Source organism: Gallibacterium faecale (genome assembly GCF_027920745.1).
Classification (GTDB): Bacteria; Pseudomonadota; Gammaproteobacteria; order Enterobacterales; family Pasteurellaceae; genus Gallibacterium; species Gallibacterium faecale.
Genome location: NZ_JAQIBB010000044.1, coordinates 13,245 through 39,824, shown reverse-complemented (window position 1 = coordinate 39,824; position 26,580 = coordinate 13,245). Strand labels below are relative to the sequence as shown.

The 26,580-nt window shown below is 38.2% G+C and carries 19 protein-coding genes and 2 pseudogenes; 5 read left to right on the top strand and 16 right to left on the bottom strand.

Annotated elements, in window-relative coordinates; all coding sequences use genetic code 11:
• Window positions 1–27 precede the first annotated feature (27 nt).
• Genes rplS through rpsP form a run of 4 tightly spaced genes read right to left on the bottom strand, consistent with a single transcriptional unit; the run spans window position 28 to window position 2,001 of the window.
• A complete protein-coding gene (rplS, locus tag PF272_RS03550) occupies window positions 28–375 on the bottom strand; it encodes a 50S ribosomal protein L19 (protein WP_065234643.1) in 348 nt (115 codons plus the stop codon).
• A gap of 33 nt (window positions 376–408) precedes the next feature.
• Entirely contained in the window at window positions 409–1,158 is a 750-nt protein-coding gene (trmD, locus tag PF272_RS03545) for a tRNA (guanosine(37)-N1)-methyltransferase TrmD (protein WP_271141646.1), read from the bottom strand.
• A 44-nt stretch (window positions 1,159–1,202) separates the two neighbouring features.
• Complete coding sequence (rimM, locus tag PF272_RS03540; RefSeq protein ID WP_271141645.1) at window positions 1,203–1,727, bottom strand: ribosome maturation factor RimM; 525 nt, start codon at window positions 1,725–1,727, stop codon at window positions 1,203–1,205.
• Between the two features lie 25 nt (window positions 1,728–1,752).
• Complete coding sequence (rpsP, locus tag PF272_RS03535) at window positions 1,753–2,001, bottom strand: 30S ribosomal protein S16 (protein ID WP_065234646.1); 249 nt, start codon at window positions 1,999–2,001, stop codon at window positions 1,753–1,755.
• A gap of 243 nt (window positions 2,002–2,244) precedes the next feature.
• Between rpsP and PF272_RS03530 the strand changes: the two genes are divergently transcribed.
• Window positions 2,245–3,990, top strand: coding sequence for a hypothetical protein (locus PF272_RS03530; protein WP_271141644.1), 1,746 nt, complete (start codon window positions 2,245–2,247; stop codon window positions 3,988–3,990).
• A 43-nt stretch (window positions 3,991–4,033) separates the two neighbouring features.
• Entirely contained in the window at window positions 4,034–5,692 is a 1,659-nt protein-coding gene (gene ushA / locus PF272_RS03525; RefSeq protein WP_271141643.1) for a bifunctional UDP-sugar hydrolase/5'-nucleotidase UshA, read from the top strand.
• A 136-nt stretch (window positions 5,693–5,828) separates the two neighbouring features.
• Here the strand turns inward: ushA and PF272_RS03520 are convergent.
• From PF272_RS03520 to PF272_RS03470, 11 genes and pseudogenes are all read right to left on the bottom strand, one after another.
• Window positions 5,829–7,259: pseudogene (locus tag PF272_RS03520) on the bottom strand (IS1182 family transposase).
• 117 nt (window positions 7,260–7,376) lie between these two features.
• Window positions 7,377–11,594, bottom strand: a complete 4,218-nt coding sequence (rpoC, locus tag PF272_RS03515) for a DNA-directed RNA polymerase subunit beta' (protein WP_271141642.1) — start codon at window positions 11,592–11,594, stop codon at window positions 7,377–7,379.
• 75 nt (window positions 11,595–11,669) lie between these two features.
• Window positions 11,670–15,707, bottom strand: coding sequence for a DNA-directed RNA polymerase subunit beta (rpoB, locus tag PF272_RS03510; protein ID WP_271141648.1), 4,038 nt, complete (start codon window positions 15,705–15,707; stop codon window positions 11,670–11,672).
• 253 nt (window positions 15,708–15,960) lie between these two features.
• Window positions 15,961–16,332 (bottom strand): 50S ribosomal protein L7/L12, encoded by a 372-nt coding sequence (rplL, locus tag PF272_RS03505; RefSeq protein WP_271141641.1) that lies wholly within the window; start codon window positions 16,330–16,332, stop codon window positions 15,961–15,963.
• A 52-nt stretch (window positions 16,333–16,384) separates the two neighbouring features.
• Window positions 16,385–16,882 (bottom strand): 50S ribosomal protein L10, encoded by a 498-nt coding sequence (gene rplJ / locus PF272_RS03500; RefSeq protein WP_065234235.1) that lies wholly within the window; start codon window positions 16,880–16,882, stop codon window positions 16,385–16,387.
• Window positions 16,883–17,144: 262 nt separating this feature from the next.
• Entirely contained in the window at window positions 17,145–17,834 is a 690-nt protein-coding gene (gene rplA, locus PF272_RS03495) for a 50S ribosomal protein L1 (RefSeq protein ID WP_065234236.1), read from the bottom strand.
• 3 nt (window positions 17,835–17,837) lie between these two features.
• Entirely contained in the window at window positions 17,838–18,266 is a 429-nt protein-coding gene (gene rplK, locus PF272_RS03490; RefSeq protein ID WP_039133696.1) for a 50S ribosomal protein L11, read from the bottom strand.
• A gap of 213 nt (window positions 18,267–18,479) precedes the next feature.
• Window positions 18,480–19,031: a transcription termination/antitermination protein NusG gene (nusG, locus tag PF272_RS03485; RefSeq protein WP_065234237.1), complete on the bottom strand. Its 552-nt coding sequence runs from the start codon at window positions 19,029–19,031 to the stop codon at window positions 18,480–18,482.
• 3 nt (window positions 19,032–19,034) lie between these two features.
• Complete coding sequence (secE, locus tag PF272_RS03480) at window positions 19,035–19,445, bottom strand: preprotein translocase subunit SecE (protein WP_271141640.1); 411 nt, start codon at window positions 19,443–19,445, stop codon at window positions 19,035–19,037.
• 146 nt (window positions 19,446–19,591) lie between these two features.
• On the bottom strand, window positions 19,592–20,059 hold the full coding sequence (locus PF272_RS03475; protein ID WP_065234239.1) for a threonine/serine exporter family protein: 468 nt from the start codon (window positions 20,057–20,059) through the stop codon (window positions 19,592–19,594).
• A 2-nt stretch (window positions 20,060–20,061) separates the two neighbouring features.
• Window positions 20,062–20,838, bottom strand: a complete 777-nt coding sequence (locus PF272_RS03470; protein ID WP_271141639.1) for a threonine/serine exporter family protein — start codon at window positions 20,836–20,838, stop codon at window positions 20,062–20,064.
• Window positions 20,839–21,183: 345 nt separating this feature from the next.
• Between PF272_RS03470 and PF272_RS03465 the strand changes: the two are divergent.
• The 3 genes and pseudogenes from PF272_RS03465 (at window position 21,184) to proA (ending at window position 24,841) form a co-directional block, all read left to right on the top strand.
• A pseudogene (locus PF272_RS03465) lies at window positions 21,184–22,388 on the top strand (sugar transporter).
• Window positions 22,389–22,475: 87 nt separating this feature from the next.
• Window positions 22,476–23,570, top strand: coding sequence for a glutamate 5-kinase (gene proB, locus PF272_RS03460; RefSeq protein WP_271141638.1), 1,095 nt, complete (start codon window positions 22,476–22,478; stop codon window positions 23,568–23,570).
• A gap of 11 nt (window positions 23,571–23,581) precedes the next feature.
• A complete protein-coding gene (gene proA / locus PF272_RS03455; protein ID WP_271141637.1) occupies window positions 23,582–24,841 on the top strand; it encodes a glutamate-5-semialdehyde dehydrogenase in 1,260 nt (419 codons plus the stop codon).
• A 16-nt stretch (window positions 24,842–24,857) separates the two neighbouring features.
• Here proA and PF272_RS03450 read toward each other — a convergent pair whose 3' ends face one another.
• Window positions 24,858–26,516, bottom strand: coding sequence for an LTA synthase family protein (locus PF272_RS03450; protein ID WP_271141647.1), 1,659 nt, complete (start codon window positions 26,514–26,516; stop codon window positions 24,858–24,860).
• Window positions 26,517–26,580: the final 64 nt, after the last annotated feature.

Sequence of the window (26,580 nt, the reverse complement as noted above, 5' to 3'; positions counted from 1 at the left end):
AAACAAGGGCTTTAGAGAAAGAATCGATTAGTTTAAACGTTCTTTAATACGTGCAGACTTACCACTACGTTCACGTAAGTAGTAAAGTTTAGCTTTACGAACGGCACCTTTACGTTTAACTACGATGCTGTCAACAACTGGTGAGTGAGTTTGGAAAACACGCTCAACACCAACACCGTTAGAGATCTTACGTAAGGTAAATGCTGAATGCAAGCCACGGTTACGAATTGCAATAACCACGCCTTCGAACGCTTGCAGACGTCTTTTACTACCTTCAACAACCCATACTTTAACTTCTAATGTGTCACCTGGACGGAAGCTAGGTACGTTTTGTTTTAATTGTTCTTGTTCAAGTTGTTTAATAATGTTACTCATAATAAATTACCTTATTCCTAGATGTAACTGAATCTATTTCTTTTGCTGTTGTTGCTCTTGTTGAGCTTGTTGTAACAGCAACCTTTGTTCGTCAGTCAGAGCTAGGCTTTCTAATAGCTCAGGTCTGCGTAACCACGTTCGTTTTAACGACTGTTTTAATCGCCATTTACGAATTTCTTCGTGATTGCCAGACATCAATACTGGCGGTACTGTCATACCATCAAGCACTTCAGGTCGTGTGTAGTGTGGGCAATCTAATAATCCATCAGCAAAAGAGTCTTCCTCTGCCGAAGCTTGTTTGCCTAATACACCTGGTACAAAACGTGATACTGCATCAATTAATGTCATTGCTGGCAGCTCTCCCCCAGTCAATACGTAATCACCAACTGACCATTCTTCATCAATTTCGGTTTCTATCAAACGTTCATCGATGCCTTCATAACGCCCACAAACCAAAATCATTTTTTGATTTTTAGCGAGCTGTTCAACGCCAGCTTGATTTAATTTACGTCCTTGCGGTGAGAGATAAATCACCTTAGCACCTTCACCTGCTTCTGCTTTTGCCGCATGGATTGCATCTCTTAATGGCTGTACCATCATCAACATCCCAGGGCCTCCACCATAAGGGCGGTCATCTACCGTCTTATGTTTATCGTGGGTGAAATCTCTTGGATTCCAACAATTTACTTGCAGCAGATTATGCTTTATGGCTCTACTTGTTACCCCAAATTCTGTAATAGCTTTAAACATTTCTGGGAAAAGTGTAATTACCCCAATCCACATACGGATACCTCAATGTTCATTAAGCCAACAGGATCTTCCTGAGGTTAGAAACCAGCGTCCCAGTCCACCTCAATTGTTTTGGTGCTGAGATCTACTCTTTTAACTACTGTTTCAATATACGGAATTAACCGCTCTTGTTTACCGAAAGCATCCTTAGCATTGGCTTTAACGACTAATACATCATTAGATCCAGTTTCCATCAATTCAATTACTTGCCCCATTTGGTAGCCTTGTAAATTGACTACTTGGCAATCAATTAAATCATGCCAGTAATAATCACCATCACCTAATGCTGGAAGTTGGTTTAAATCAACGCCAATTTCAATATTCGCTAAAGTTTGTGCGTGTTCCCGATCATCAACACCTTTTAATTTCACAATCAAATCTTGACTATGATGACGCCAACCTTCAATTTCTGCTGGTTGCCATTGGTTTTTAATTTTCAAAAACCACGGTTGATAATCAAAAATGCTTTCTGCATATTCGGTAGAAGAATAAACACGCAACCAACCTCGAATACCATAAGTCGAACCAAGTTTACCTACAACACCGATTTTTTGCTGTTCCATTCTAACCACCTATCGTTGTTCTAAATTAAGCAGCTTTTTGAGCTTCTTTTACTAAAGATGCAACACGATCAGATAAAGATGCACCTTTACCAACCCACTCATTTACACGATCTAAATCGATACGTAAACGTTCTGCTTTACCAGCAGCGATTGGGTTGAAAAAGCCAATACGTTCGATGAAACGGCCATCACGAGGGCAACGGCTGTCTGCAACGACAATTTGATAAAATGGGCGTTTTTTAGCTCCGCCACGAGATAAACGAATGGTTACCATAACCTTCCTCTAAAATATTGATAGTAAAAAAAGAAAACCCCGTTCGAAGTAGGGGCGTTTAGTGCTTTTTTCATCTTGATGCTTTTTTACACAAAAACACCTCCGATAAAAAGCCGTAGAATTTTACCGTTTTTACCAGAAAAATCAATAATTGACTGGTTTTAATTTCTCAGCTTAGTTAAGATACAACCTATTGTTTTTCATCTACAAACCATCGTAAAAGATTGGATTAATGAACAATTTATGCCAATACTGAATGACTTTACCGACTTAAGTTTTCAATCTTTTATCCTTTGTCTGATTTTTCATCTATTTGCTTATTTAAGCAAAAATAACCTTGTAAAAAATTTTTCTATACTTTTTCTTGTTGTTTCTATTGATTTAGTTATTTCTGACTTTATCACAAACTACCTTTGGTTCAGTCAAGCATTAAACTTTTCAGGTATAGTCTTAGCTTTTGTCATTTATCTTTTTAATCAACTACGCAGAAAAACAACGCTCACCAATATCTTTATTATTGCCTATACAGCAATAGAAGTGGCTAAAGCCCTATTATCTATGAATGGTAGATTATTATTTTATTGGCTAATCGCAATTATCTTGATAATAATCGTGATCCCTCTCTCGCAAAGATCCACTGCTTCCACACCTACTAAAAATAAAGAGCATCACTTCTGTCTTCTAGCACAATTTTTGATCACATTATTAATCTTATTCATTTTATCGTTATTAAAGATCAATTTTTCTTATCCCTATGAATCATTTATATTTTTAAAAGAAAATCTCTTTATTCATCAGCTATCAATCACCGCAATTCTATTGTTAGTCAGCTTTATTTTTCGCTTTCCTCAATTTTTCAAACAATGCTTGATTTTCCTTACAACAACATTAATTAACCTAATTTTCTCGTATTTCATCATTAGCACGGATAACTTTTTTCTTTTTATCTATCTCAATATTATTATTTTTCTCACGCAGTATTTATTTAAAAATATCTTCTATCTAACCTTCATTGCCAGTTATCTCGCATCAAGTTTTGCTATTCTCCTTAGCTTATTCACTCCAATTTCTTTAGTATTTCACGATCCAAGCGGTATCGGTAATCTCATTCTTATCCTATTTGAATCACTGATTTTTACCCCAACAATTCTGATTGGATTACTCCATTTAACCCATTTAATATTAACTAAAAGGTATCAACAAACGTACCAAACTCTCTCTGGAGCTATTTGTAGCTATTCATTGATTATTTTTATGTTATTCCTGTTTTATCAACCATTTACAAATTATTTTAATACTTTAGCCAATATTAACGATAAAAAAGGACATTTGATTAATAAAACCCCAAATCAAGATAATTCATTAACCTTTTCTGTGGAGGATTATCAATTAACCTATTATTGGCACGCACAAGAAAGACATTTTTCTTGCAAACCAAATTATGAAGTCACTTTTAAAAAACCTCCTTTTTCGCCAGAAAACTTTATTGCTTGTTTACTTGATGAAACAAAACCAGAAAATTGGCAATATTGGTTTGATAGACCGATTAAAATGGAGCTAACGCAATACCCATTCAGGCTTAAAAATACAGATCCGTTTGCCAAAGAAACCAAACAACGCATTACTAATCACATGCTTGAAAATAAAGAGATATTTTTACGTGACAATCGCTATTCAATAGAGCAATTAATTCGATGGAAATTACATATTGAACAACGCCTAACAAAAACCAAACGTGCTGATAACCTTATTCTCACTTACCGTGATTTATATCTAACCAATGAAGGTTACAATCTTGCGATTAGAGCACAACTGCGTTCATTACAGGAAAAACCGATCCAATATGGCGATTGTTCTTATCCATCTGAGATTGAAATTATTATGTTATTTAAAGATGTATTTATTACCGAATATTTAGAAACTTATGTTTTAGGATTAACCGACAAAGAAAAACAATGCCAACAAATTCCATTTAATTTATATTTTTAAAGATTAGGTAGAATAATTAAGTCATCAACTAAAGGAGTAACTCATGAAAATAACCAATGTTCTTAAATATTCAACGCTAGCATCATTACTTGCTTTCTCTTCCCTCGGCTATGCCTATCAAAAAGATCACACCTATCATTTCACTATCTTGCACACGAATGATTTACATGGACATTATTGGCAAAACAAAAATGGTGAATATGGTTTAGCAGCTCAAAAAACCTTAATTGATCGCATTCGTGCTGAAGTAAAAAAAGCTGGCGGATCAGTGATTTTATTAAATGCAGGCGACTTTAATACAGGTGTACCAGAATCAGATTTACAAAATGCAAAACCTGATATTGAAGCTTTAAATATGATGGGATATGAAGCCGTTACCTTAGGTAATCACGAATTTGATAATCCACTACAACTATTAGAAAAACAAGAACAGTGGGCAAAATTCCCATTCCTTGCTGCAAACGTATTTAATCAAAAAACAGGAAAACTTCTAGTTAAGCCTTATACGATGTTAAATAAACAAGGTTTAAAAATTGCTGTTGTTGGTTTAACCACTGAAGACACCGCAAAATTAGGTAATCCAGAGTTTATTTCCGCAGTAAAATTTGAGCGCCCTGCGGACACAGCGAAAAAAGTGTTACAAACTCTGGATACAAAAGAGAAACCTGATCTAAAAATCGCATTGACCCATATGGGCTATTATCATAATGCCCAATACGGTTCTAATGCTCCTGGTGATGTTTCTATGATAAGAGAATTACCAAAAGGCGCTTTTGATATTTTAATCGGTGGACATACTCACGATACAGTTTGTATCAATTCAGACGGCAGTTTTAATACACAATTTAAACCAGGTGATAGTTGCCAACCGCTCTTTGAAAATGCCACTTGGATTATGCAAGCAGGTGAATGGGGCAAATATCTAGGTCGTGCTGATTTTAGCTTCCGCAATGGCAAGCTCACATTAGAAAAATACCAACTTATTCCAATTAATTTAAAACACAAAGTGAAGAAAGCGGATGGTTCAAGCGAATATGTATTATATCAAGAAGAAATTCCTGCTGATCCAAAACTATTGGCTCATCTGCAAACCTATCAAGATAAAGGCGATAAATTACTCAAGCAGGTCGTAGGTAAAGTCAATGGGCGTTTAGAGGGGGATCGCGATGTTATTCGTTTCCATCAAACAAATCTCGGTCAGTTAATTGCTCGTTCACAAGCAGAACGTGCCAAAGCGGATATTGGTATTATGAATTCAGGCGGAATTCGTGCCTCTATCGAAGCTGGAGATGTTACTTATAAAGATATTCTTACCGTACAACCTTTTGGTAATATCATCAGTTATTTTGAAATGAAAGGGAAAGATCTAATCGATTATTTGAATGTGGTAGCTCTCAAAGAAGTCGATTCTGGTGCTTACCCACAATTCTCTGGTATCACAATGATCGTGGATCGCAAAGCAAAACAAGTGTCTGATGTCAAAATCCAAGGTAAACCATTAGATCCTGAAAAAGTTTATCGTGTTTCTGTACCAAGTTATTGCGCAGCAGGTGGTGATGGTTACCCAGTGGTTACCAATAACCCAACTTACGTCAATACTGGCTTTGTTGATGCGGATAGCTTAAAAGCCTACTTTGAAGAACATAAACAGATCAATGTTGATGACTTCAAAGCAAATTCAGGAATTATTTATAAAGAGTAATCACAGTTCAAAATAGGCTTATCTATAGATAAGCCTCAGACTGTTGACAAACCCACCTATCCAAAGTCATTTGATAATTTTGATAATAAAAGTGGGTTTGTTTTTTTACTTTGTTACTTTTCGCTTGCTTTTCCTTTCAGATAACTGGGCAAGCGGTCATTTTCTCTGATTGTTTTACCACTGCCTCAAACACGCAAAATTGGCGCCATAAATAAGACAAAAAAGCCCATACCACTAGGGCGATTTTCTTGATATTTTGTGCCATTGCCGCAAGGAAGCATTGCATTTGCACCTTGGCTAGCCCTCTATAACGGGCATAGCGATGTCCGTGATGTTGTTTTGCATCCGCAAAGCTGCACTCTACGGTTTCTGCTCGGCGTTGGTAAAGTTTTCTGCCTTGCCTTGATACTCTCACTGCATTGGCATTGTCCACGGCATCTTGGTAGAGATGCCTGCTGATGAGGCGTTCGGCTTTTTGGTTTTGGGTACATTGTGGACGTAGTGGACAAGTTTGGCTGTCTGTCGGGTTAGATTTTTAAGTGTGATATCCTTCTCGGGTTGTGGTGCTGTAGATAAGCGATTGTCCTGCTGGGCAAATGTAGCTGTCCGTGTCGGCATTATAGCGGAACGCTCTTTTTCGTAAGGGGGTCTTGCCTTTGGTGGGGCGACGATAGCCAAACACACCGATAATGTTCCGTCGAGCAAGGCTTTCGGCGACAGGCGCGGTAAAATAGCCTGCATCAAGCCCGACCGCTTTGGGCTTGAACCGAAAGCGTTCTGTGGTGGCATCAAGACGAGCAATATAGGGTTGGCTGTCATTGACATTCCCTGCCGTCGCAAAGGTATCTACAATAATCCCGTATTGACCATCAACTGTGCGGTGGTCGAGATAGAAGAAGCCTTTAGGCTTGTTATCTCGGTGCATATACCCGCTTTCAGGGTCGGTATTGCTAACGCAGGTGTCTTTGACTTCGACGGCTTTCTCACTCGCCTTTAACGGCTTTTTTCCTTTTGCTTCCCTTGCTTTTGCCACATCTTCGTTGAGCATAGCAATATAGTGACTCACTCGAACTTCTCGCTTTTCATTATGCTTTTTGTTTTTATTGGCACTGGCTTTCAAGTGAGTACTGTCGGTAAAAAGATATTGACCTCCCACCAAGCCTTTTTCCATCGCTTGCCAAACGATGTGAGTAAAAATTCGCTCAAACACCTCCGTGCCGTTAAAACGGCGAAGACGGTTTTGGCTTAAGGTACTGGCATCTATCACTTTTTCCGTGAGGCTCATCCCCAAAAACCAGCGGTAAGCTACGTTGACTTCTATCTCTTTCACCAACTGGCGTTCGCTTTTAATACCGAAAAGATAGCCGAGTAACATTATCTTGAACAAACGAACTGGGTCAATAGCGGGGCGACCGTTGTCATGGCAATAGAGATGCGCCTCTTCATCACGAATGAAGTCAAAATCGATGGCTTTAGCGACTTTACGGACAAGGTGGTCTTTTGGAACGAGTTGTTCGAGGCTTATCATCTCGATTTCATATTGGGGGGAGACAGTATTTTTGAGCATAGGCATTTCCTTTTTCGATATGCCTATTAGATCAAACCTCTAGAGGTATGTCTAGAGGTTTGTCAACAGTCTGAAATACCGAGCTTTAAGCTCGGTATTTTATTCAATGCGAAGTCTTTACTCTTCGTTCATATTTAACATTTCAGCAAGATTCGCTACTGCTTCTTCTGCACTAATTGCTGGTTCTGCTACTGCATTAACACTCGCCGCTGCATGACGTTTTTTCGCTCTGCTTTGGTGATATGCAAAACCAGTACCGGCTGGGATTAAACGACCAACAATCACGTTCTCTTTCAAACCACGTAACTCATCACGTTTTCCAGCTACTGCTGCTTCAGTAAGCACACGTGTTGTTTCTTGGAACGATGCTGCTGAAATAAATGATTCTGTCGCTAATGACGCTTTAGTAATACCAAGCAATTCACGTTCAAATTCAACTAAAGGTTTACCCTCTGCTGCACGTTTACGGTTAACAACCTTCACACGAGCAACTTCAACTTGTTCACCTTCAAGGAATTCTGAGTCATACGCATTAGTAATTACGCATTTACGTAACATTTGACGCACGATAACTTCGATATGTTTATCGTTGATTTTTACCCCTTGTAAGCGGTAAACATCTTGTACTTCATTAACGATATACTCAGTTACAGCACGAACGCCACGTAAGCGAAGAATATCATGTGGTGATTCTGGACCATCAGAAATAATATCCCCACGTTGTACCATTTCACCTTCAAATACGTTGAGTTGACGCCATTTAGGAATCATTTCTTCGTATGCTTCACCTTCACTTGGTGTAATCACTAAGCGACGTTTACCTTTGGTTTCTTTACCAAATGAAACAATACCAGAGATTTCAGCCAAAATTGCTGGTTCTTTTGGTTTACGAGCTTCAAATAAGTCTGCAACACGTGGTAGACCACCAGTAATATCCTTAGTACCAGAAGATTCTTGTGGAATACGTGCTAAGGAATCCCCGATATTCACTTCTGCATTATCGTCTAAAGTAACAATCGCTTTACCTGGTAAGAAGTATTGTGCTGGCACTTCTGTACCCGGAATTAAAATATCATTACCGTTAGCATCAACAAGTTTTAATGCTGGACGAAGATCTTTACCTGCGGTTGCACGTTCACCCACATCTTGTACTACGATTGATGAAAGACCTGTTAATTCATCAGTTTGACGAGTTACAGTTAAGCCATCAATAATATCGACAAACTTCACAAAACCTTTTGCTTCAGAAACAACTGGCATTGTGTGTGGATCCCAGTTTGCTACGGTTTCACCGGCAGTAACTTCATCACCATTCGCTTTATTTAAAATCGAACCATAAGGTAATTTATACTGTTCTTTGGTACGACCAAAAGTATCAATTACGGTTAACTCAGTATTACGTGAAGTAATCACAAGTTTACCTTCTTGATTTGTTACAAACTTAGCATTTGTTAAACGAATGGTACCTGTATTTTTCACTTGAACACTAGATTCTTTCGCTGCCGCAGATGCCGCACCACCGATGTGGAATGTACGCATGGTTAACTGTGTACCTGGCTCACCGATTGATTGTGCTGCAATAACCCCGATTGCTTCACCTTGGTTAATTAAGTGACCACGAGCAAGATCACGACCATAACATTTCGCACAAACTCCGAAATCAGTATCACAAGTTACAACTGAACGTACTTTAATGCTATCTACTGAGTGTTTATCGATAACTTCACACCATTTTTCATCTAACAGTGTATTACGAGGAATCAATACGTCTTCTGTACCTGGCATAAAGACATCTTCTGCCGTTACACGACCTAATACTAACTCTCTCAAGCTAACTTTTTCATCACCACCTTCAATTAATGGTGTCATCACGATACCTTCGTGAGTACCACAGTCATCTTCAACAACAACTAAATCTTGTGCCACATCAACTAAACGACGGGTTAGATAACCTGAGTTCGCTGTCTTCAATGCGGTATCCGCCAAACCTTTACGTGCACCGTGAGTTGAAATAAAGTACTGAAGAACGTTCAACCCTTCACGGAAGTTCGCAGTAATTGGGGTTTCAATGATCGAACCATCTGGACGTGCCATCAAACCACGCATACCTGCTAACTGACGAATCTGAGCTGCAGAACCACGCGCCCCAGAATCAGCCATCATAAAGATGCTGTTAAATGAGCTTTGTTTTTCTAACTCACCATTGCGATTAACCACTTCTTCAGTAGAAAGGTTTTCCATCATCGCTTTAGCAACACGCTCATTTGCAGCTGCCCAAATATCGATAACTTTATTATAACGTTCGCCGGCGGTCACCAAACCAGAGTTAAACTGCTCTTGAATTTCTGCAACTTCTTCTTCCGCAGAGGCAATGATTTCGTATTTCTTCTCTGGAATCACCATATCATCAATACCAACTGATGAACCAGAACGTGCTGCGTATGCAAAACCTGTGTACATAATTTGGTCTGCAAAAATTACGCTATCTTTCATACCTAAGCGACGATAACTTTCGTTAATCAAACGAGAAATCGCTTTTTTACCTAAAGTTTGGTTAAACAAGCTAAATGGCATACCTTTTGGTGCAATCATCCATAAGATCGCACGACCAACAGTAGTATCAGTTAATGTTGTTTTAGGTTCAAATTCACCATTTGCATTTTTCTCATATTCAGTAATACGTACTTTCACACGAGAATGAAGTTCAGCTTGTCCAGTGCGGTATGCTTTTTCTGCTTCACGTGGGTCTTGTAATAACATACCTTCACCTTTACCGTTCACTTTTTCACGGGTCATATAGTAAAGACCTAATACCACGTCTTGTGATGGAACGATAATTGGATCACCGTTTGCTGGTGATAAGATGTTATTGGTTGACATCATTAATGCACGTGCTTCTAACTGTGCTTCTAATGTCAATGGCACGTGAACCGCCATTTGGTCTCCATCGAAGTCTGCATTGAATGCTGCACAAACAAGTGGGTGCAACTGAATTGCTTTACCTTCAATTAAGATTGGTTCAAATGCTTGAATACCTAAACGGTGCAATGTTGGCGCACGGTTAAGGAGAATTGGGTGTTCGCGGATAACTTCCGCTAAGATATCCCATACAATCGCATCTTCACGCTCAACCATCTTCTTCGCTGCTTTGATAGTTGATGCTAAACCACGACTTTCTAATTTTGAATAAATAAATGGACGGAATAATTCCAATGCCATTTTCTTAGGTAAACCACATTGGTGTAAACGTAAGTAAGGACCTACTGTAATTACAGAACGACCTGAATAGTCAACACGTTTACCTAATAAGTTTTGACGGAAACGACCTTGTTTACCTTTGATCATATCCGCTAATGATTTTAATGGACGTTTATTTGATCCAGTGATTGCACGACCACGACGACCATTATCTAATAACGCATCCACAGACTCTTGTAACATACGTTTTTCATTACGCACAATAATATCTGGCGCAATTAAGTCTAAAAGGCGTTTTAAACGGTTATTACGGTTAATAACACGGCGATAGAGATCATTGAGATCAGATGTCGCAAAACGACCACCATCAAGAGGTACTAATGGACGTAAATCTGGTGGTAAAACTGGTAATACAGTTAATACCATCCACTCTGGTTTATTTCCAGATTGGATAAATGCTTCTAATAGTTTTAAACGTTTAGTGATTTTTTTACGTTTAGTTTCTGAGTTAGTTTCTTGTAATTCTTCACGTAAAGTTTCACATTGGTGCTCAAGATCCATATCACGAAGTAAGGCTTGAATAGCTTCTGCACCCATCTTCGCTTCAAATTCATCACCCCAACTTTCTTCCGCTTCTAAGAACTGTTCTTCAGTCAATAATTGACCTTTTTCAAGATCAGTCATCCCTGCTTCGATCACGATGTATGATTCAAAGTAAAGAACACGTTCAATATCACGTAATGGCATATCTAATAATAGACCGATACGAGATGGTAATGATTTTAAGAACCAAATATGCGCAACAGGAGAGGCTAATTCAATATGTCCCATACGCTCACGACGAACCTTAGCTTGAGTAACTTCAACACCGCATTTTTCACAAATAACACCACGATGTTTTAAACGTTTATATTTACCGCATAAACATTCGTAATCTTTAACTGGTCCAAAAATTCTTGCACAGAATAGACCATCACGCTCAGGTTTGAATGTACGATAATTGATAGTTTCTGGTTTCTTAACTTCACCATAAGACCATGAACGAATCATGTCAGGAGAAGCTAGACCAATTTTAATCACATCAAAATCTTCTCTTGATTTAGATTGTGTTTTTAAAAACTTAACTAAGTCTTTCACAGATTTGCTCCCATCGGAGTTAAACTTTATTCAAGTGCGGAAAGCTCCGCACTTGCGCTAATCTTATTGGCTGAATTATTCAGCTTCCTCATCACCCAAATCAATGTTGATACCTAAAGAACGAATTTCTTTAAGTAATACATTAAACGACTCAGGCATACTTGGATCCATCTCATGCGTACCATCAACGATGTTTTTATACATCTTCGTACGACCATTGACGTCATCTGATTTCACAGTCAACATCTCTTGTAGAGTATATGCTGCACCGTATGCTTCTAGTGCCCATACTTCCATCTCACCGAAACGTTGACCACCAAATTGAGCTTTACCACCAAGCGGTTGTTGCGTAACAAGACTATATGAACCCGTTGAACGAGCATGCATCTTATCATCTACTAAGTGGTTAAGTTTCAACATGTACATATAACCAACGGTTACTGGACGCTCAAATTTTTCCCCAGTACGACCATCATAAAGGGTAATTTGTCCTGATGTTGGCAAGCCTGCTAATTCAAGCAAACCTTTGATTTCTTTTTCTTCCGCACCATCAAAGACAGGTGTCGCAAGCGGTAAACCTTTACGTAAGTTTTGCGCTAAACGCATCACTTCTTCATCTGTAAATGTACTGAGATCAACTTTTTGACAAGCATCACCTAAATCATACGCTTTTTGGATATATTCACGTAATTTCGCGACTTCTTGTTTCTCTTTAATCATACGATTAATTTGATCACCAATACCTTTCGCAGCGAAGCCTAAGTGAGTTTCAAGGATCTGACCAATGTTCATTCGTGATGGTACCCCTAGTGGGTTTAACACGATATCAACTGGCTGACCATTTTCATCATAAGGCATATCTTCTATTGGATTAATCTTAGAGATAACCCCTTTGTTACCATGGCGACCCGCCATTTTATCACCCGGTTGGATTTGGCGTTTTACTGCAAGGTAAACTTTAACAACTTTTAATACACCTGGAGCAAGATCATCGCCTTGAATAATCTTATTACGTTTAATTTCTAACTTACGATCAAACTCTTTACGCAATTCATCTAGCTGCTCAGAAAGTTGCTCTAATTGAGCTTGTTTTTCTTCATCAGCAAGAGATTGCTCAAGCCATTTCATACGATCTAATTTTTCAAGTTTCTCTTCAGTAAAGCCATTTGCTAATAAAAGAGAACGTACTCGAGTAAATAGACCTGCTTCAAGGATATCTAATTCTGCAGTTAAGTCTTTCTTCGCTTGTTTTAACTGCATTTCTTCGATTTCTAATGCACGTTTATCTTTCTCAACACCATCACGAGTAAAGACTTGGACATCAATAACTGTACCTGAAACGCTATTTGGTACACGTAATGAAGAATCTTTAACATCAGATGCTTTTTCACCAAAGATCGCACGGAGTAATTTCTCTTCTGGGGTTAATTGAGTTTCACCTTTTGGTGTCACTTTACCCACAAGAATATCACCACCGTTCACTTCAGCACCGATATAAACGATACCTGATTCATCAAGCTTACTTAATGCAGCTTCACCCACATTTGGAATATCTGCTGTAATTTCTTCAGAACCTAATTTGGTATCACGTGCAATACATGAAAGTTCTTGGATATGAATAGTGGTGAAACGATCTTCTTGAACAACACGTTCAGATACTAACATTGAGTCTTCGAAGTTATAACCATTCCACGGCATGAATGCCACACGCATATTTTGTCCTAATGCCAACTCACCTAAGTCAGTTGATGGACCATCTGCTAATACTTCACCACGACCAATTGGCTCACCTAATGACACACATGGCACTTGGTTAATACAGGTATTTTGGTTAGAACGTGTATATTTGGTTAAGTTATAAATATCAATACCCGCTTCGCCTGGGATAGTTTCATCTTCATTTACTTTCACTACGATACGAGAGGCATCAATGTATTGAACATAACCACCACGTTTCGCAACAACCGTTACCCCAGAGTCAACAGCTACTGCTTTTTCAATACCAGTTCCAACTAATGGTTTATCTGCACGTAAAGTTGGTACCGCTTGACGTTGCATGTTTGCTCCCATCAATGCACGGTTCGCATCGTCGTGCTCTAAGAATGGGATTAATGCTGCCGCAACAGAAACAACTTGTTGTGTAGAAATATCCATATAGTGAATATCTTCTGGACGATATAAACCAGATTCACCATGTTCACCACGTGCAGTAACAAATGTATCAGTGAAACGGAAATTCTCATCTAAGTTAGAGTTCGCCTGTGCGATAACATAGTTACCTTCTTCAATTGCAGATAAATATTCAATTTCTTCAGTAACTTGTCCGTTAACCACTTTACGATATGGAGTTTCTAAGAAACCATAGTCATTAGTACGTGCATAAACAGAGAGTGAGTTAATCAAACCGATATTCGGACCTTCAGGGGTTTCAATCGGACATACACGACCATAGTGTGTCGCATGAACGTCACGCACTTCGAAACCAGCACGTTCACGAGTTAAACCACCTGGACCTAAAGCAGAAATACGACGTTTATGTGTTACTTCTGATAATGGGTTATTTTGGTCCATAAATTGTGATAATTGTGATGAACCAAAAAACTCTTTCACCGCAGCAGAAATTGGTTTTGCATTGATTAAATCTTGTGGCGTTACAGAATCAAGATCACCTAATGATAAGCGCTCTTTTACTGCTCTCTCAACACGCACTAAACCAATACGGAATTGGTTTTCTGCCATTTCACCCACAGAACGAATACGGCGGTTTCCTAAATGGTCAATATCATCTACTTCACCACGACCATTACGGATATCAATCAGTTTCTTCATCACTAAAATGATATCTTCTTTGCTGAGGATACCACTGCCTTCACCTTCTGGAATATCAAGTGAACGATTAAACTTCATACGACCCACAGCAGAAAGATCATAACGATCTGCAGAGAAGAATAAATTATCAAATAGTCCTTCTGCCGCTTCTTTTGTTGGCGGTTCACCTGGGCGCATCATACGATAAATTTCAACTAATGCGCTAAGACGATCATAAGATGGATCTACACGTAATGTTTCTGAAATGTATGGTCCATGATCAAGATCGTTGGTAAATAATGTTTCGATTGTTGTATAACCTGCTTGACTTAAGTTTGCTAACACTTCAAGACTAAGTTCAGCATTCGCAGGACAAATCACTTCTCCAGTTTCTAAGTTGACATAATCTTTTGCAGCAACTTTTCCTACAATATATTCTGCTGGGACAACAACTTGTGAAATATTATCTTTTTCTAATTGACGAATATGACGAGCTGTAATACGACGTCCACGCTCAACATAAACTTTACCGTTAGCCTCAATATCGAAAGTCGCAGTTTCACCACGTAATCTTTCTGGGACTAAGGTCATTAATAATTGATTATCTTTAATTTCAAATACGATTTTATTGAAGAAAAGTTCTAAGATTTCTTCTGTGGTATAGCCTAACACACGTAAAATAATAGTCGCAGGTAATTTACGACGACGGTCAATACGTGCAAAGAGATTATCTTTCGGATCAAACTCAAAATCTAACCAAGAGCCACGATAAGGAATAATACGTGCATTGTATAAAATCTTACCTGAAGAATGCGTTTTACCCTTATCACTATCAAAGAATACACCTGGGCTACGATGTAATTGAGAAACGATAACACGCTCTGTTCCATTAATAACGAAAGTACCATTATCAGTCATTAATGGGATTTCACCCATATATACATCTTGTTCTTTGATATCTTTAACTGTACCTGGCGCAGCGTCTTTATCATAACTTACAAGGCGAAGTTTAACACGTAGTGGTGCTGCATAAGTGGTGCCTCTGATTTGGCATTCTCTTACATCAAATACAGGCTCACCTAACTTATAATCCACATATTGCAACTCAGTATTTCCATTATTGCTCACAATTGGGAATACTGAACGGAATGCAGCTTCTAAACCTTGCTGACCTTCAGGATCTTTCTGGATAAACTTCTCAAAAGAGTCTAATTGGATAGTTAATAAATAAGGAATATTTAAAACTTGCGGACGTTTGCCGAAGTCTTTACGAATACGTTTTTTTTCGGTATAGGAGTAAACCATAGGTTCCTCTGCTTGCTGTTCAGACCCACAATCCACACACTCTCGCTGTATTATACAAGGTGGCAGTGTAAAATTGATACCGTTAGGATTGTTTTATATTAATAAAAACAATAATTTAAATTTAGTCGTTATCTGACTTCATTTGATAAAAAACTGTGAGTTTTAAACGGTAATTTCTCTCAGTTTCTGAAAGGCACAAAATGGCTGATGATAAAATCACCAGCCATTCTTGCTAAAAATCAAATAATATCAATTATTTAATTTCAACTTGTGCACCAGCTTCTTCTAACTCTTTCTTAAGAGCTTCAGCTTCTGCTTTAGCAACACCTTCTTTTAAGGTTGCTGGGGCTGATTCAACTAAGTCTTTAGCTTCTTTTAAGCCTAAACCAGTTGCACCGCGAACTGCTTTGATTACTGCAACTTTGTTAGCACCAGCTGCTACTAAGATTACATCAAATTCAGTTTTTTCTTCAGCTGCTGCTGCGTCACCGCCAGCTGCTACTGCTACTGCAGCTGCTGCTGCAGAAACACCAAATTTTTCTTCCATTGCAGAAATAAGTTCTACAATTTCCATTACTGATTTTTCAGCAATTGCTTCAATGATTTGTTCGTTAGTTAATGACATAACAATCGTTTCCTAAAGTAAGTAAAATTTTTAAACCAATAAACTACTAATATTAAGCAGCTTCTTTTTGATCGCGAATCGCCGCAATAGTACGTACAAGTTTTCCAGCCGCAGCTTCTTTCATTGTACCCATTAAACGTGCAATTGCTTCTTCGTATGTTGGTAGAGTTGCTAAACGATCGATAGCTTTCGCTTCGATGAACTCACCTTCAAAGGCTGCGCCTTTAATTTCGAACTTATCGTTTGCTTTAGCAAATTCTTTGAACAAACGTGCTGCAGCACCTGGATGTTCGTTAGAGAATGCGATAAGTGTCGGACCTTTAAACGTATCTTTCATGCATTCAAATGCGGTACCTTCAACGGCACGACGTAATAAAGTATTACGTACAACACGCATATACACGCCAGCTTCACGAGCTGATTTACGTAATTCAGTCATTTTGTCTACTGTTACACCACGAGAATCCGCAGCAACAGCAGATAACGCACCCTTGGCAACTTCGCTTACTTCAGCAACAACTGCTTGTTTATCTTGAAGATTTAATGCCATTGGCTTTTAGCTCCTGAAATACATTTATCTAGTTTCCTAGACATAATAAAACCCAATCTGACAACTTAACAGATGGGGACGAATTTCGGTGCCAGAAGCAGAAAAATTCTTATCTGTACACCATCTACGCAGGATAATTAAGAAATTTCTTTCCCCTGCGGTCTTGGATGAGGCTTGAATAGGTCAAGCACCAACCAGAATTCTTGATAAAAAAAGTCAAGGTTGTAGATTATAGAGATAACCTACAACAATGTAAAGCTGATTATAAGCTGTTTTGATCAACTTCTACGCCAGCGCCCATAGTAGTAGAAATGCTTACTTTCTTAATATAAACGCCTTTCGCTGTAGTTGGTTTTGCTTTATTTAAAGCAGCTAATAAAGCTTGTAAGTTTTCTTTGATTTGATCTGCTTCAAAGTTCACTTTACCGATAGTGGTATGGATAATACCATTTTTGTCATTACGGTAACGAACCTGACCAGATTTAGCATTTTTCACTGCTTCAGCCACGTTAGGCGTTACAGTACCCACTTTAGGGTTTGGCATTAAACCACGTGGACCAAGGATTTGACCTAATTGACCAACAACGCGCATCGCATCTGGAGAAGCGATAACAACATCAAAGTCCATTTCGCCTTTTTTCACTTGCTCTGCAAGATCTTCCATACCTACTAAATCAGCGCCTGCTGCTTTAGCTGCATCTGCATTTGCACCTTGTGTAAATACAGCAACGCGTACAGTACGACCTGTTCCGTGTGGTAATACAGTTGCGCCACGAACGTTTTGATCAGATTTACGTGCATCAATACCTAAGTTTACTGCAACATCAACACTTTCAACGAATTTTGCAGTTGCTAACTCTTTTAATAATGCTACTGCTTCATTGATTTCGTATGCTTTAGTTGAATCTACTTTGGCTTTAATTGCTTTCATGCGTTTGGTTAGTTTTGCCATTGATTAGTCCTCCACTACCAAGCCCATTGAACGTGCAGTACCTTCAATAGATTTCATCTTAGTTTCAATTGTTGCACCAGTCATATCAGCCGCTTTAAGTTCTGCAATTTCACGGACTTGTTGACGAGTTACTTTACCCACTTTATCTTTATTTGGTTTACCAGAACCAGATTTGATACCAGCTGCTTTTTTCAATAATACTGCTGCTGGAGGAGTTTTAGTAATGAAAGTAAAAGAACGGTCTGCATATACAGTAATTACAACTGGAATTGGTAAACCTTTTTCTAAGCTCTCAGTACGAGCGTTAAATGCTTTACAGAATTCCATGATGTTAACACCTTGTTGACCCAATGCTGGACCAACTGGTGGACTTGGGTTTGCCATACCAGCTGCAACTTGCAACTTAACGTAGGCCTGAACTTTTTTTGCCATAGTTTATTTCCTCGTTATGGGTGATATCGCCTTTCGGCTCCCCGTTGTTAAAAACACTAATGAAGTTTAGTGTAATACACAAAAATACGAGCAAGGATTGCTTGCTCGTAAAATAGGTTGCGAATTATACGTTTTTTAAGTTGTCTCTGCAACAAAGATTATTGGTTATTTTTACCAATACTAACAACTTACGATTTGTTCTATATTATTCGCTTAAATTGTCTTTTCTACTTGACTAAACTCAAGTTCAACTGGTGTTGCACGACCAAAGATAGATACAGAAACTTTCAAGCGGCTCTTTTCATAATCCACTTCTTCTACTGTACCATTGAAGTCTGCAAAAGGACCTTCTTTAACGCGAACTTCTTCACCAGGTTGGAACATCGTTTTTGGTCTTGGTTTATCGCTATTTTGTTCTAAGCGATTCAAGATCATTTCTGCTTCACGATTAGAAATTGGTGCTGGATGATCTGGTGTTCCGCCAATAAAGCCCATTACACGTGGCACACTGCGTACTAAATGCCATGTATCATCATTCATCACCATTTGAACTAACACATAGCCAGGGAAAAATTTTCTTTCACTTTTTCTACGTTTTCCACCAACATTTTCAACCACTTCTTCGGTTGGTACTAATACTTCGCCAAATTGATCTTCCATATTGTGCAATTTGATATATTCACGTAATACTGCCGCAACACGGGATTCAAATCCTGAAAAGGCTTGTAGCACATACCAACGTTTTTGCGTTGTATTTTCACTCATAATTTAGAACCTCAAGTTGGTGATAAAATTGATTAAAGAAACAATTAAAGAATCTAAGCCCCATAATACTAATGAAACCACTACAGTCACTCCCATAACAATTAATGTTGTTTGAGAAGCTTCTTGACGGGTAGGCCAAATAATCTTTCTTAATTCGATACGTGACTCTTTTAAGAATGTTCTTGCTGTTGTGCCTTGGTTAGTGAATGCTGCCGCGACTAAAGCTAATAACAATAATACAGCCATAACTGGCACACGGACAAATGCAGCAAATTGATCTTTAAAATAAATATTACCTACGGCTGCAACTAAAACTAAAATCACCGCAACAATCCACAATAATGCGCTGTTTGCTTTTTTAAATTTAAGCTCCTCTGTCGAGGATGCTTTCTGTTTCTCAATTTCTGAACTCATTATGAACCTACATAAAACCTAATAAATAAAACTTATAGGGAGATTTTTAAGCCCGCAATTCTAGCACTTTATTGCTAGATTTCATACAAAAATTATCTGCTCTAATCAATTTTCAATCAGAATCAGATAAAAAGCGTTTTTATTGATTAAACCACAGGGCGGCTACGATAAAAAAGTAAGCCTGGCAATGCGAGTCCAAAGACAATCGCTGCAAGGATAAAACCTGTTTTTACAAAATATTCTAATGCTTGTGCCAATAATTCTTCACTATAACTATAATGAGCAATTTGTACGATAGCGATCATTGCTTTGTAAGCATACACACCTGGAATCATTGGAATAATCGCAGCAACCGTAAACACTTTTGGATGAGCAAGAAAACGTTGCGAGAGATAAACGCCAATAAACCCAATTAATGCTGCGGCAAAAAATGTACCAAACACTAATGGTACGCCACAATAGCTAACTAAAATGGTACGAAAGCAATGTCCTAATGCTCCCAATGTTGCACAATATTTTAATGCTTTAGGCGGCACATTAAAAATTAATGCAAAACCAACCGCTGGGATAGCCGCAAATAACAGATCATTTAATAAGGTTAAAACTACATTCATTGTTAACTCCATGCATTAATATGTAAAACAGCTAATGCAAAAACAATGCCAATACAAGCACCAAAGGTAAGAACCGTTGCGATTGCCCAACGGCCAAGCCCCATATTTACATATCCCTTTAACACATCAGACAAGGCATTAATCAATGGAAACCCTGGTACTAATAATAAGACACTCGATGCTAATGCAATTTCAGGTTCATTGCCCCAACTATGCAATAGTGCCTGCCCAGAAACACAAGAAGCCACAAATGCTGTAACCGCAAAATTAATCAGTGGATTGTAGTGACGCTTTCCTAACTCCTGTCTGACAAACATCCCTAATCCAGACGCAAAGAACGTAATCAAAGAAATGATAACATCACCACCTGCCAATCTAGCAAAGCTTGCACAAGAAAGCCCCACCATTAATACAACAAACCAGCGATTATATTTAAGTGGTTTTACTTCATCTAATTTCCTACGTACCTGATAGACATCATAAATTTTATGTTCAGCCGCAATCATAATCCGCTGTACTTGCGTAACCACTGCCATATTAATTCCGCTATCATAATTACGTCGTGTTGTAGTTATACAGTGTTCTTGATGACGGGTGGTTAACACAATCGCATTTGGCGTTAACGCTGCTTCAACACTTTCAACACCTAATGCACAACCAAGGCGACAAGCGACCTGATCGACTAACGTACTTTCGGCACCATGTTGTAACATTAATAATGCAGCTTTTGCACATAATCGGGTGATTTCTTGCTGCATTTCATGCGATATTTCAGCCATATATCTCTACCTTACAAAATCGAAGTTGGCATTATAAAAGAAACTTATCTTGCTCACTATGAATACAGATCAAAGATTAAAGTTAATTCTCAAATTAAATATTTAAAGCTGTGTACCTTCATCAGAATAAGCGATAAAATTAACTCACTTTGACAGAATAAGTTTCTATCAACCTACAAATATTCGTATGTTAGCTATCTTAGTAAAAACAAATAAGTAATAAAATCAATAAGCTAACTTTCTACGTAACAATAATTTATTCCATTTTTAATCATAACTTTTTTTCTCAATCGCCTTTTCAAGACGTTTGAGATAATTTGATATTGCTAAGGAACGTTATACAACATGTTATCAAGAAGATCTGCTCGTCGAATTGAATATGCTCGAGTAGTTGTTATGGCATTTGCTGCTTTTGTTTTTAATACAACTGAATATATCCCAGTTGCATTACTGACTGATATTGCACAAAGCTTTACTATGCCTGTTTCCGAAGTTGGATTAATGATTACAGTCTATGCCTGGATTGTTTCATTAATGTCATTACCTTAATGTCATTACCTTGTATGTTAATGACTTCTAGCTTGGAACGCCGTCAATTATTGATAAAATTATTTATCCTTTTTATCGTAAGTCATATTCTTTCCGCTATTGCTTGGAATTATTGGATCTTATTACTCTCTCGCATTGGTATCGCATTAACCCACTCTATCTTTTGGTCGATTACTGCATCACTCACTATGCGTGTTGCGCCAAAAGATAAAAAAATACAAGCACTCGGCTTGTTAGCGATGGGCTCAGCTTTAGCCATGGTATTAGGACTTCCATTAGGTCGAATCATTGGCCAATGGCTAAGCTGGCGGACAACTTTTGCCCTAATTGGTATCATTGCTACCATCATTTTATTTATTTTGGCACGTCTATTGCCTCATCTTCCAAGCCAAAATGCTGGTTCACTCAAGAGCTTACCTATACTTTGTCGTAGACCAATGTTACTAGGCATTTATCTCTTTACAGCTATTATTATTTCAGCACACTTTACTGCGTATAGTTATATTGAGCCATTTATGTTGCAAATTAGTCATATCTCAGCAGCATCTGCAACAGCAGGCCTACTTATCTTTGGTCTTGCTGGGATCATCGCTAGTTTGTTATTTAATCTATTATTCCGTTTAATGCCAATCAGATTTCTCGCTACAGCTATGCTGACGCTGACAATGTCATTAATGTCCCTCTATTATCTAGGGCATAGCCCGATTGCACTATTTATTCTTATTTTAGTTTGGGGAATTGGTATTTCTACATTAGGGCTTGGTATGCAAACTCGAGTTTTACAACTGGCTCCCGATGCTACCGATTTAGCCTCATCTATCTATTCAAGTATTTATAATATTGGCATTGGTGGTGGCGCATTAATTGGTAATCAAGTCATGCAGCACCTAGGGTTGAGTTATATCGGCTATGTTGGTGCAATCTTGGGGGTTATTGCTATCGTCTGGTTTACGTTTATCCATCTAAAATTTCAACATAAACCATTAAATATTCAAGCCTAAACCATCACGAAAAAACTACGTTATTTGCTTCGTTTTTTGCTAGTTTAGTGCTACCTTAAACGCTTTGATTTTTACTTAAATATAATTATGAAAACGATCGTTTTAAAATTTGGAACTAGTGTCTTAACGCAAGGGTCATCAAAATTAAATCGTCCACATATGCTGGAAATTGTGCGTCAGTGTGCTACATTACATCAACAAGGCTATCGGATTATTATTGTTACGTCTGGAGCTGTGGCTGCTGGTCGCCACTACCTTAACTATCCCCAACTTCCAGCGACAATTGCTTCAAAACAATTATTAGCAGCTGTTGGACAAAGTCAGCTTATTCAAACCTGGGAACAACTCTTTCAAATCTATGATATTAAAATTGGGCAAATCTTATTAACACGCGCCGACTTTGAAGATCGAGAACGCTTCTTAAATGCTCGTGATACATTAACTGCCTTACTCGATAATCAAATCATTCCTGTCATTAATGAAAACGATGCGGTGGCTACTGCCGAAATTAAAGTTGGCGATAATGATAATCTCTCTGCACTTACGGCAATTCTTGCTCACGCCGATCAACTTTATTTATTAACCGATCAACAAGGGTTATTTGATAGCGATCCGAGAAGTAATCCTGATGCAAAATTAATTGCTGTGGTAGAGAAAATTACAGATGAAATCCGTGCCATTGCTGGCGGGAGTGTATCTGGTTTAGGTACCGGCGGTATGTCAACTAAAATTACCGCTGCCGATATTGCTACACGTTCAGGCATCGAAACCATTATTGCACCAGGTAATCGTAAACACGTCATTATTGATCTCGCAAATGAAGTCGAGATTGGAACAAAATTTAAAGTACCACACCACGCGATTGATAGTCGTAAACAATGGCTATTTGCTGCGCCTATTGCTGGAAAAATTAGTGTTGATCAAGGCGCAGAACACGCCCTAACCGTTCAACATAAATCATTACTACCTGCGGGTATTAAACAAATTGAAGGTACGTTCTCACGCGGGGAAGTTATCTTGTTACAAAATGCCGATGGGAAACCATTAGCTCGTGGTATGGTGCGTTACAATAGTGATGCTTTACAACGTATCAAAGGGCAACAATCTCAACAAATTAATGAGATTCTTGGCTATGAATATGGTGCTGTTGCCATCCATTGTGATGATCTCGTTTTATTATAGGAGTAAAAGATATGACTGACCTACAACTTATGGGACAACAAGCGAAAGACGCCTCTTTCCAACTTGCAACACTCTCTCATCAGCAAAAAAATGCCGTTTTAGCGCGTATCGCTTACCAATTAAAAGCACATCAAGAAGAGATTCTCACTGCTAATGCAAAAGATATTCAACAAGCGGAGCAACAAGGACTAAGCAAAGCACTGATCGATCGTTTACTCCTTACTGAACAACATCTTGATGGCATTATCCACGAGGTCAATCATATTATTTCTCTTGCTGATCCCGTTGGGAATATCATTGATGGCGCTGAGTTAGATAGTGGGATAAAAATTGAACGCAAACGGGTTCCGTTAGGTGTGATTGGTGTGATCTATGAAGCACGCCCAAATGTTACCGTTGATGTTGCCTGTCTTTGCTTAAAAACAGGAAATGCAACTATCTTAAGAGGCGGAAAAGAAACGCAACATACCAATCAAGTGTTAGTGAATATTATCCAACAAGCCTTAATTGATGAACAGTTGCCCGCAACAGCAGTACAAGCTATCACAAATCCAGATCGCCAATTGATTACCCAGCTTCTTAAATTAGATCAATATATTGATATGATTATTCCTCGTGGTGGTGCTGGGCTTCATCAATTATGTAAAGAACAATCCACCATTCCTGTGATTGTTGGTGGAATTGGAGTATGCCATCTGTTTGTTGAAGAAAGTGCAGATATCTCTAAATCGTTGACTGTAATTCATAATGCAAAAACACAACGTCCAAGTACCTGTAACACCTTAGAAACACTCTTAGTACAAGAAAGTATTGCGCCAACATTTTTAGCTGAATTAGCGAAATATAATAAAACCCCACTCATCACTTTCCATGCTGATCAACAAGCTTTGGCTATTCTTCGCCAACACACCGTTCGAGTACAACCTTTAGATGAAGCTACACTAAGCAAAGAATGGCTATCGCTCGATCTCAATGTGGTTATTGTTAAAGATATGGCTCACGCTATCGCGCATATTCGCCATTATGGCAGTCAACATTCCGATGGTATCCTCAGCCAAAATCCACAATTATTAATGCAATTTGCGAATCAAGTTGATTCTGCTGCGGTCTATTTAAACGCAAGTACCCGTTTCACAGATGGCGGTGAATTTGGTTTAGGCGCAGAAGTTGCTGTCAGTACACAAAAACTTCACGCACGGGGCCCAATGGGCTTAGAGGCCTTAACTACCTATAAATGGATCTGCTCTGGGGATTATGCTGTAAGGAAATAATAATTTCCTTTTAAGGTTATCTCACTATCTCTAGCTGCTGATAGAGATAGTGTTGATAATCGCGTAATAATGCCTGATCTTCGGTATCAGACTCTTGCAATCCACCCCCTAATTTACGCATAGCAATATTCGCTTTAAAGAAAGGATCAGCCTTTAATCCAGCAACTTCTAACAACACCCCACCAAGCTGTGCAATATCTAATACACCATTAATCTGGATCGGGTTAGTCTGATAATTTGCCCGTAAAGTAAATTGAGTAATATATTCAGGATGCTCAAATTGATTAAGTACCGACTGATATTTCACTTTTTTCTGCTCAAAATTAGGTTGGTGATCACCAAAATAACCTAAAAGATAAGGCTTGCCTCGCTGTTGCAAATAACAATTAAACTGCTCCATACATACATCTAATTTTACCAACCGCTGGATATAATCATTTATTAACCCAATATCATGCGCAGAAAAATGATCATCTTCAATCTGATAAAGATTTTCAGTATGTGCATGATAAGGACCATGTTCCCGCATAGTTAATACGTAAACAAATAATGGCTGATCAATATTGGCTAATCGTGGATGCTGTTTTTCTAAAATCATTTGCACATACTTCGCCATATCACTACTTTCGATATGCCATAAATTCTTTGATATCGGCGCAGGATACCCTAAATCTTGTGGCTGTAAGAACAGATCAAATCCAAAACAATCATAAGCTTGTTGTGCATTATAATTTCCTTTGGTGAAAGGACTTAATGCCACACAATAATACCCTTCTTGTTTTAATACTTTGAGCAAACTATATCTTGTATGTGGTACCACCGAATAAAAAACAGAACTCGCCATAGCACCAAAATCAGTTGAAGGAATTCCAGATAAAAAAGCAAATTCAGATTTCCAGGTTGCACCACCAAAAGTATGTACTCTTAATAAATTATGTAATACACAATCTTGTTGTGCTTGATACATTGATAATTCTGGTATCTGGCTAGACTGAAATGAGAACATTTGTGGATCAACGGTTGATTCATGCAACCAAATCACCATATCAGGTTTTTCTGATTTTAATGGGTATGCTTCCACAGTAGCCATTAACTGTTGAAATTTATCTCCATTCCCCTCTATTTTGGGCACATGGAAGAAAACTCCTCTTGCCGACATAGATAGATTGAGAAATACATCTCGTCCATCATCAGGTAAAGAATCTAACCACACCCGAATTGCATCTGGATGCTTACTATAATGGAACATTATGCCAAAACTAATTAACACAATAATCACACCTAAGCTATGGCCTATTAAGCCTAAAGAGGCTACCGAAGAAAATCCGATGATGGCGTAAATAAATAAGCCTAATAATCCTAAAATAGCAACAATCGCACTTTTATAATGTAATAACGTTTCCCAATTACGAGGATCAAAGGCAAGGATAAAATCAGAAATTAATAAAGGTTGTTTGTAATAATGGATTTTTAGACGATGGAACAGCATTAAAATAATAAATAATAGATTGGCAAAATTTAATGCACGCTGCCATTGAGAGGTAAATGTTAATACTAAACCAAAGAAAAATAAAAAAAGAGAAATAGCAAATAGATAAGTCCAACGATAATGGGAGTTTTTAATAAAAATGAAAGAAGTAATACTCAATAACGTTAATAAAATATATTCCACTATAATCACAACCTACTACCCTAAAAATGGCTTTGATTATTACATACTTACCTCAAATACAAAACAA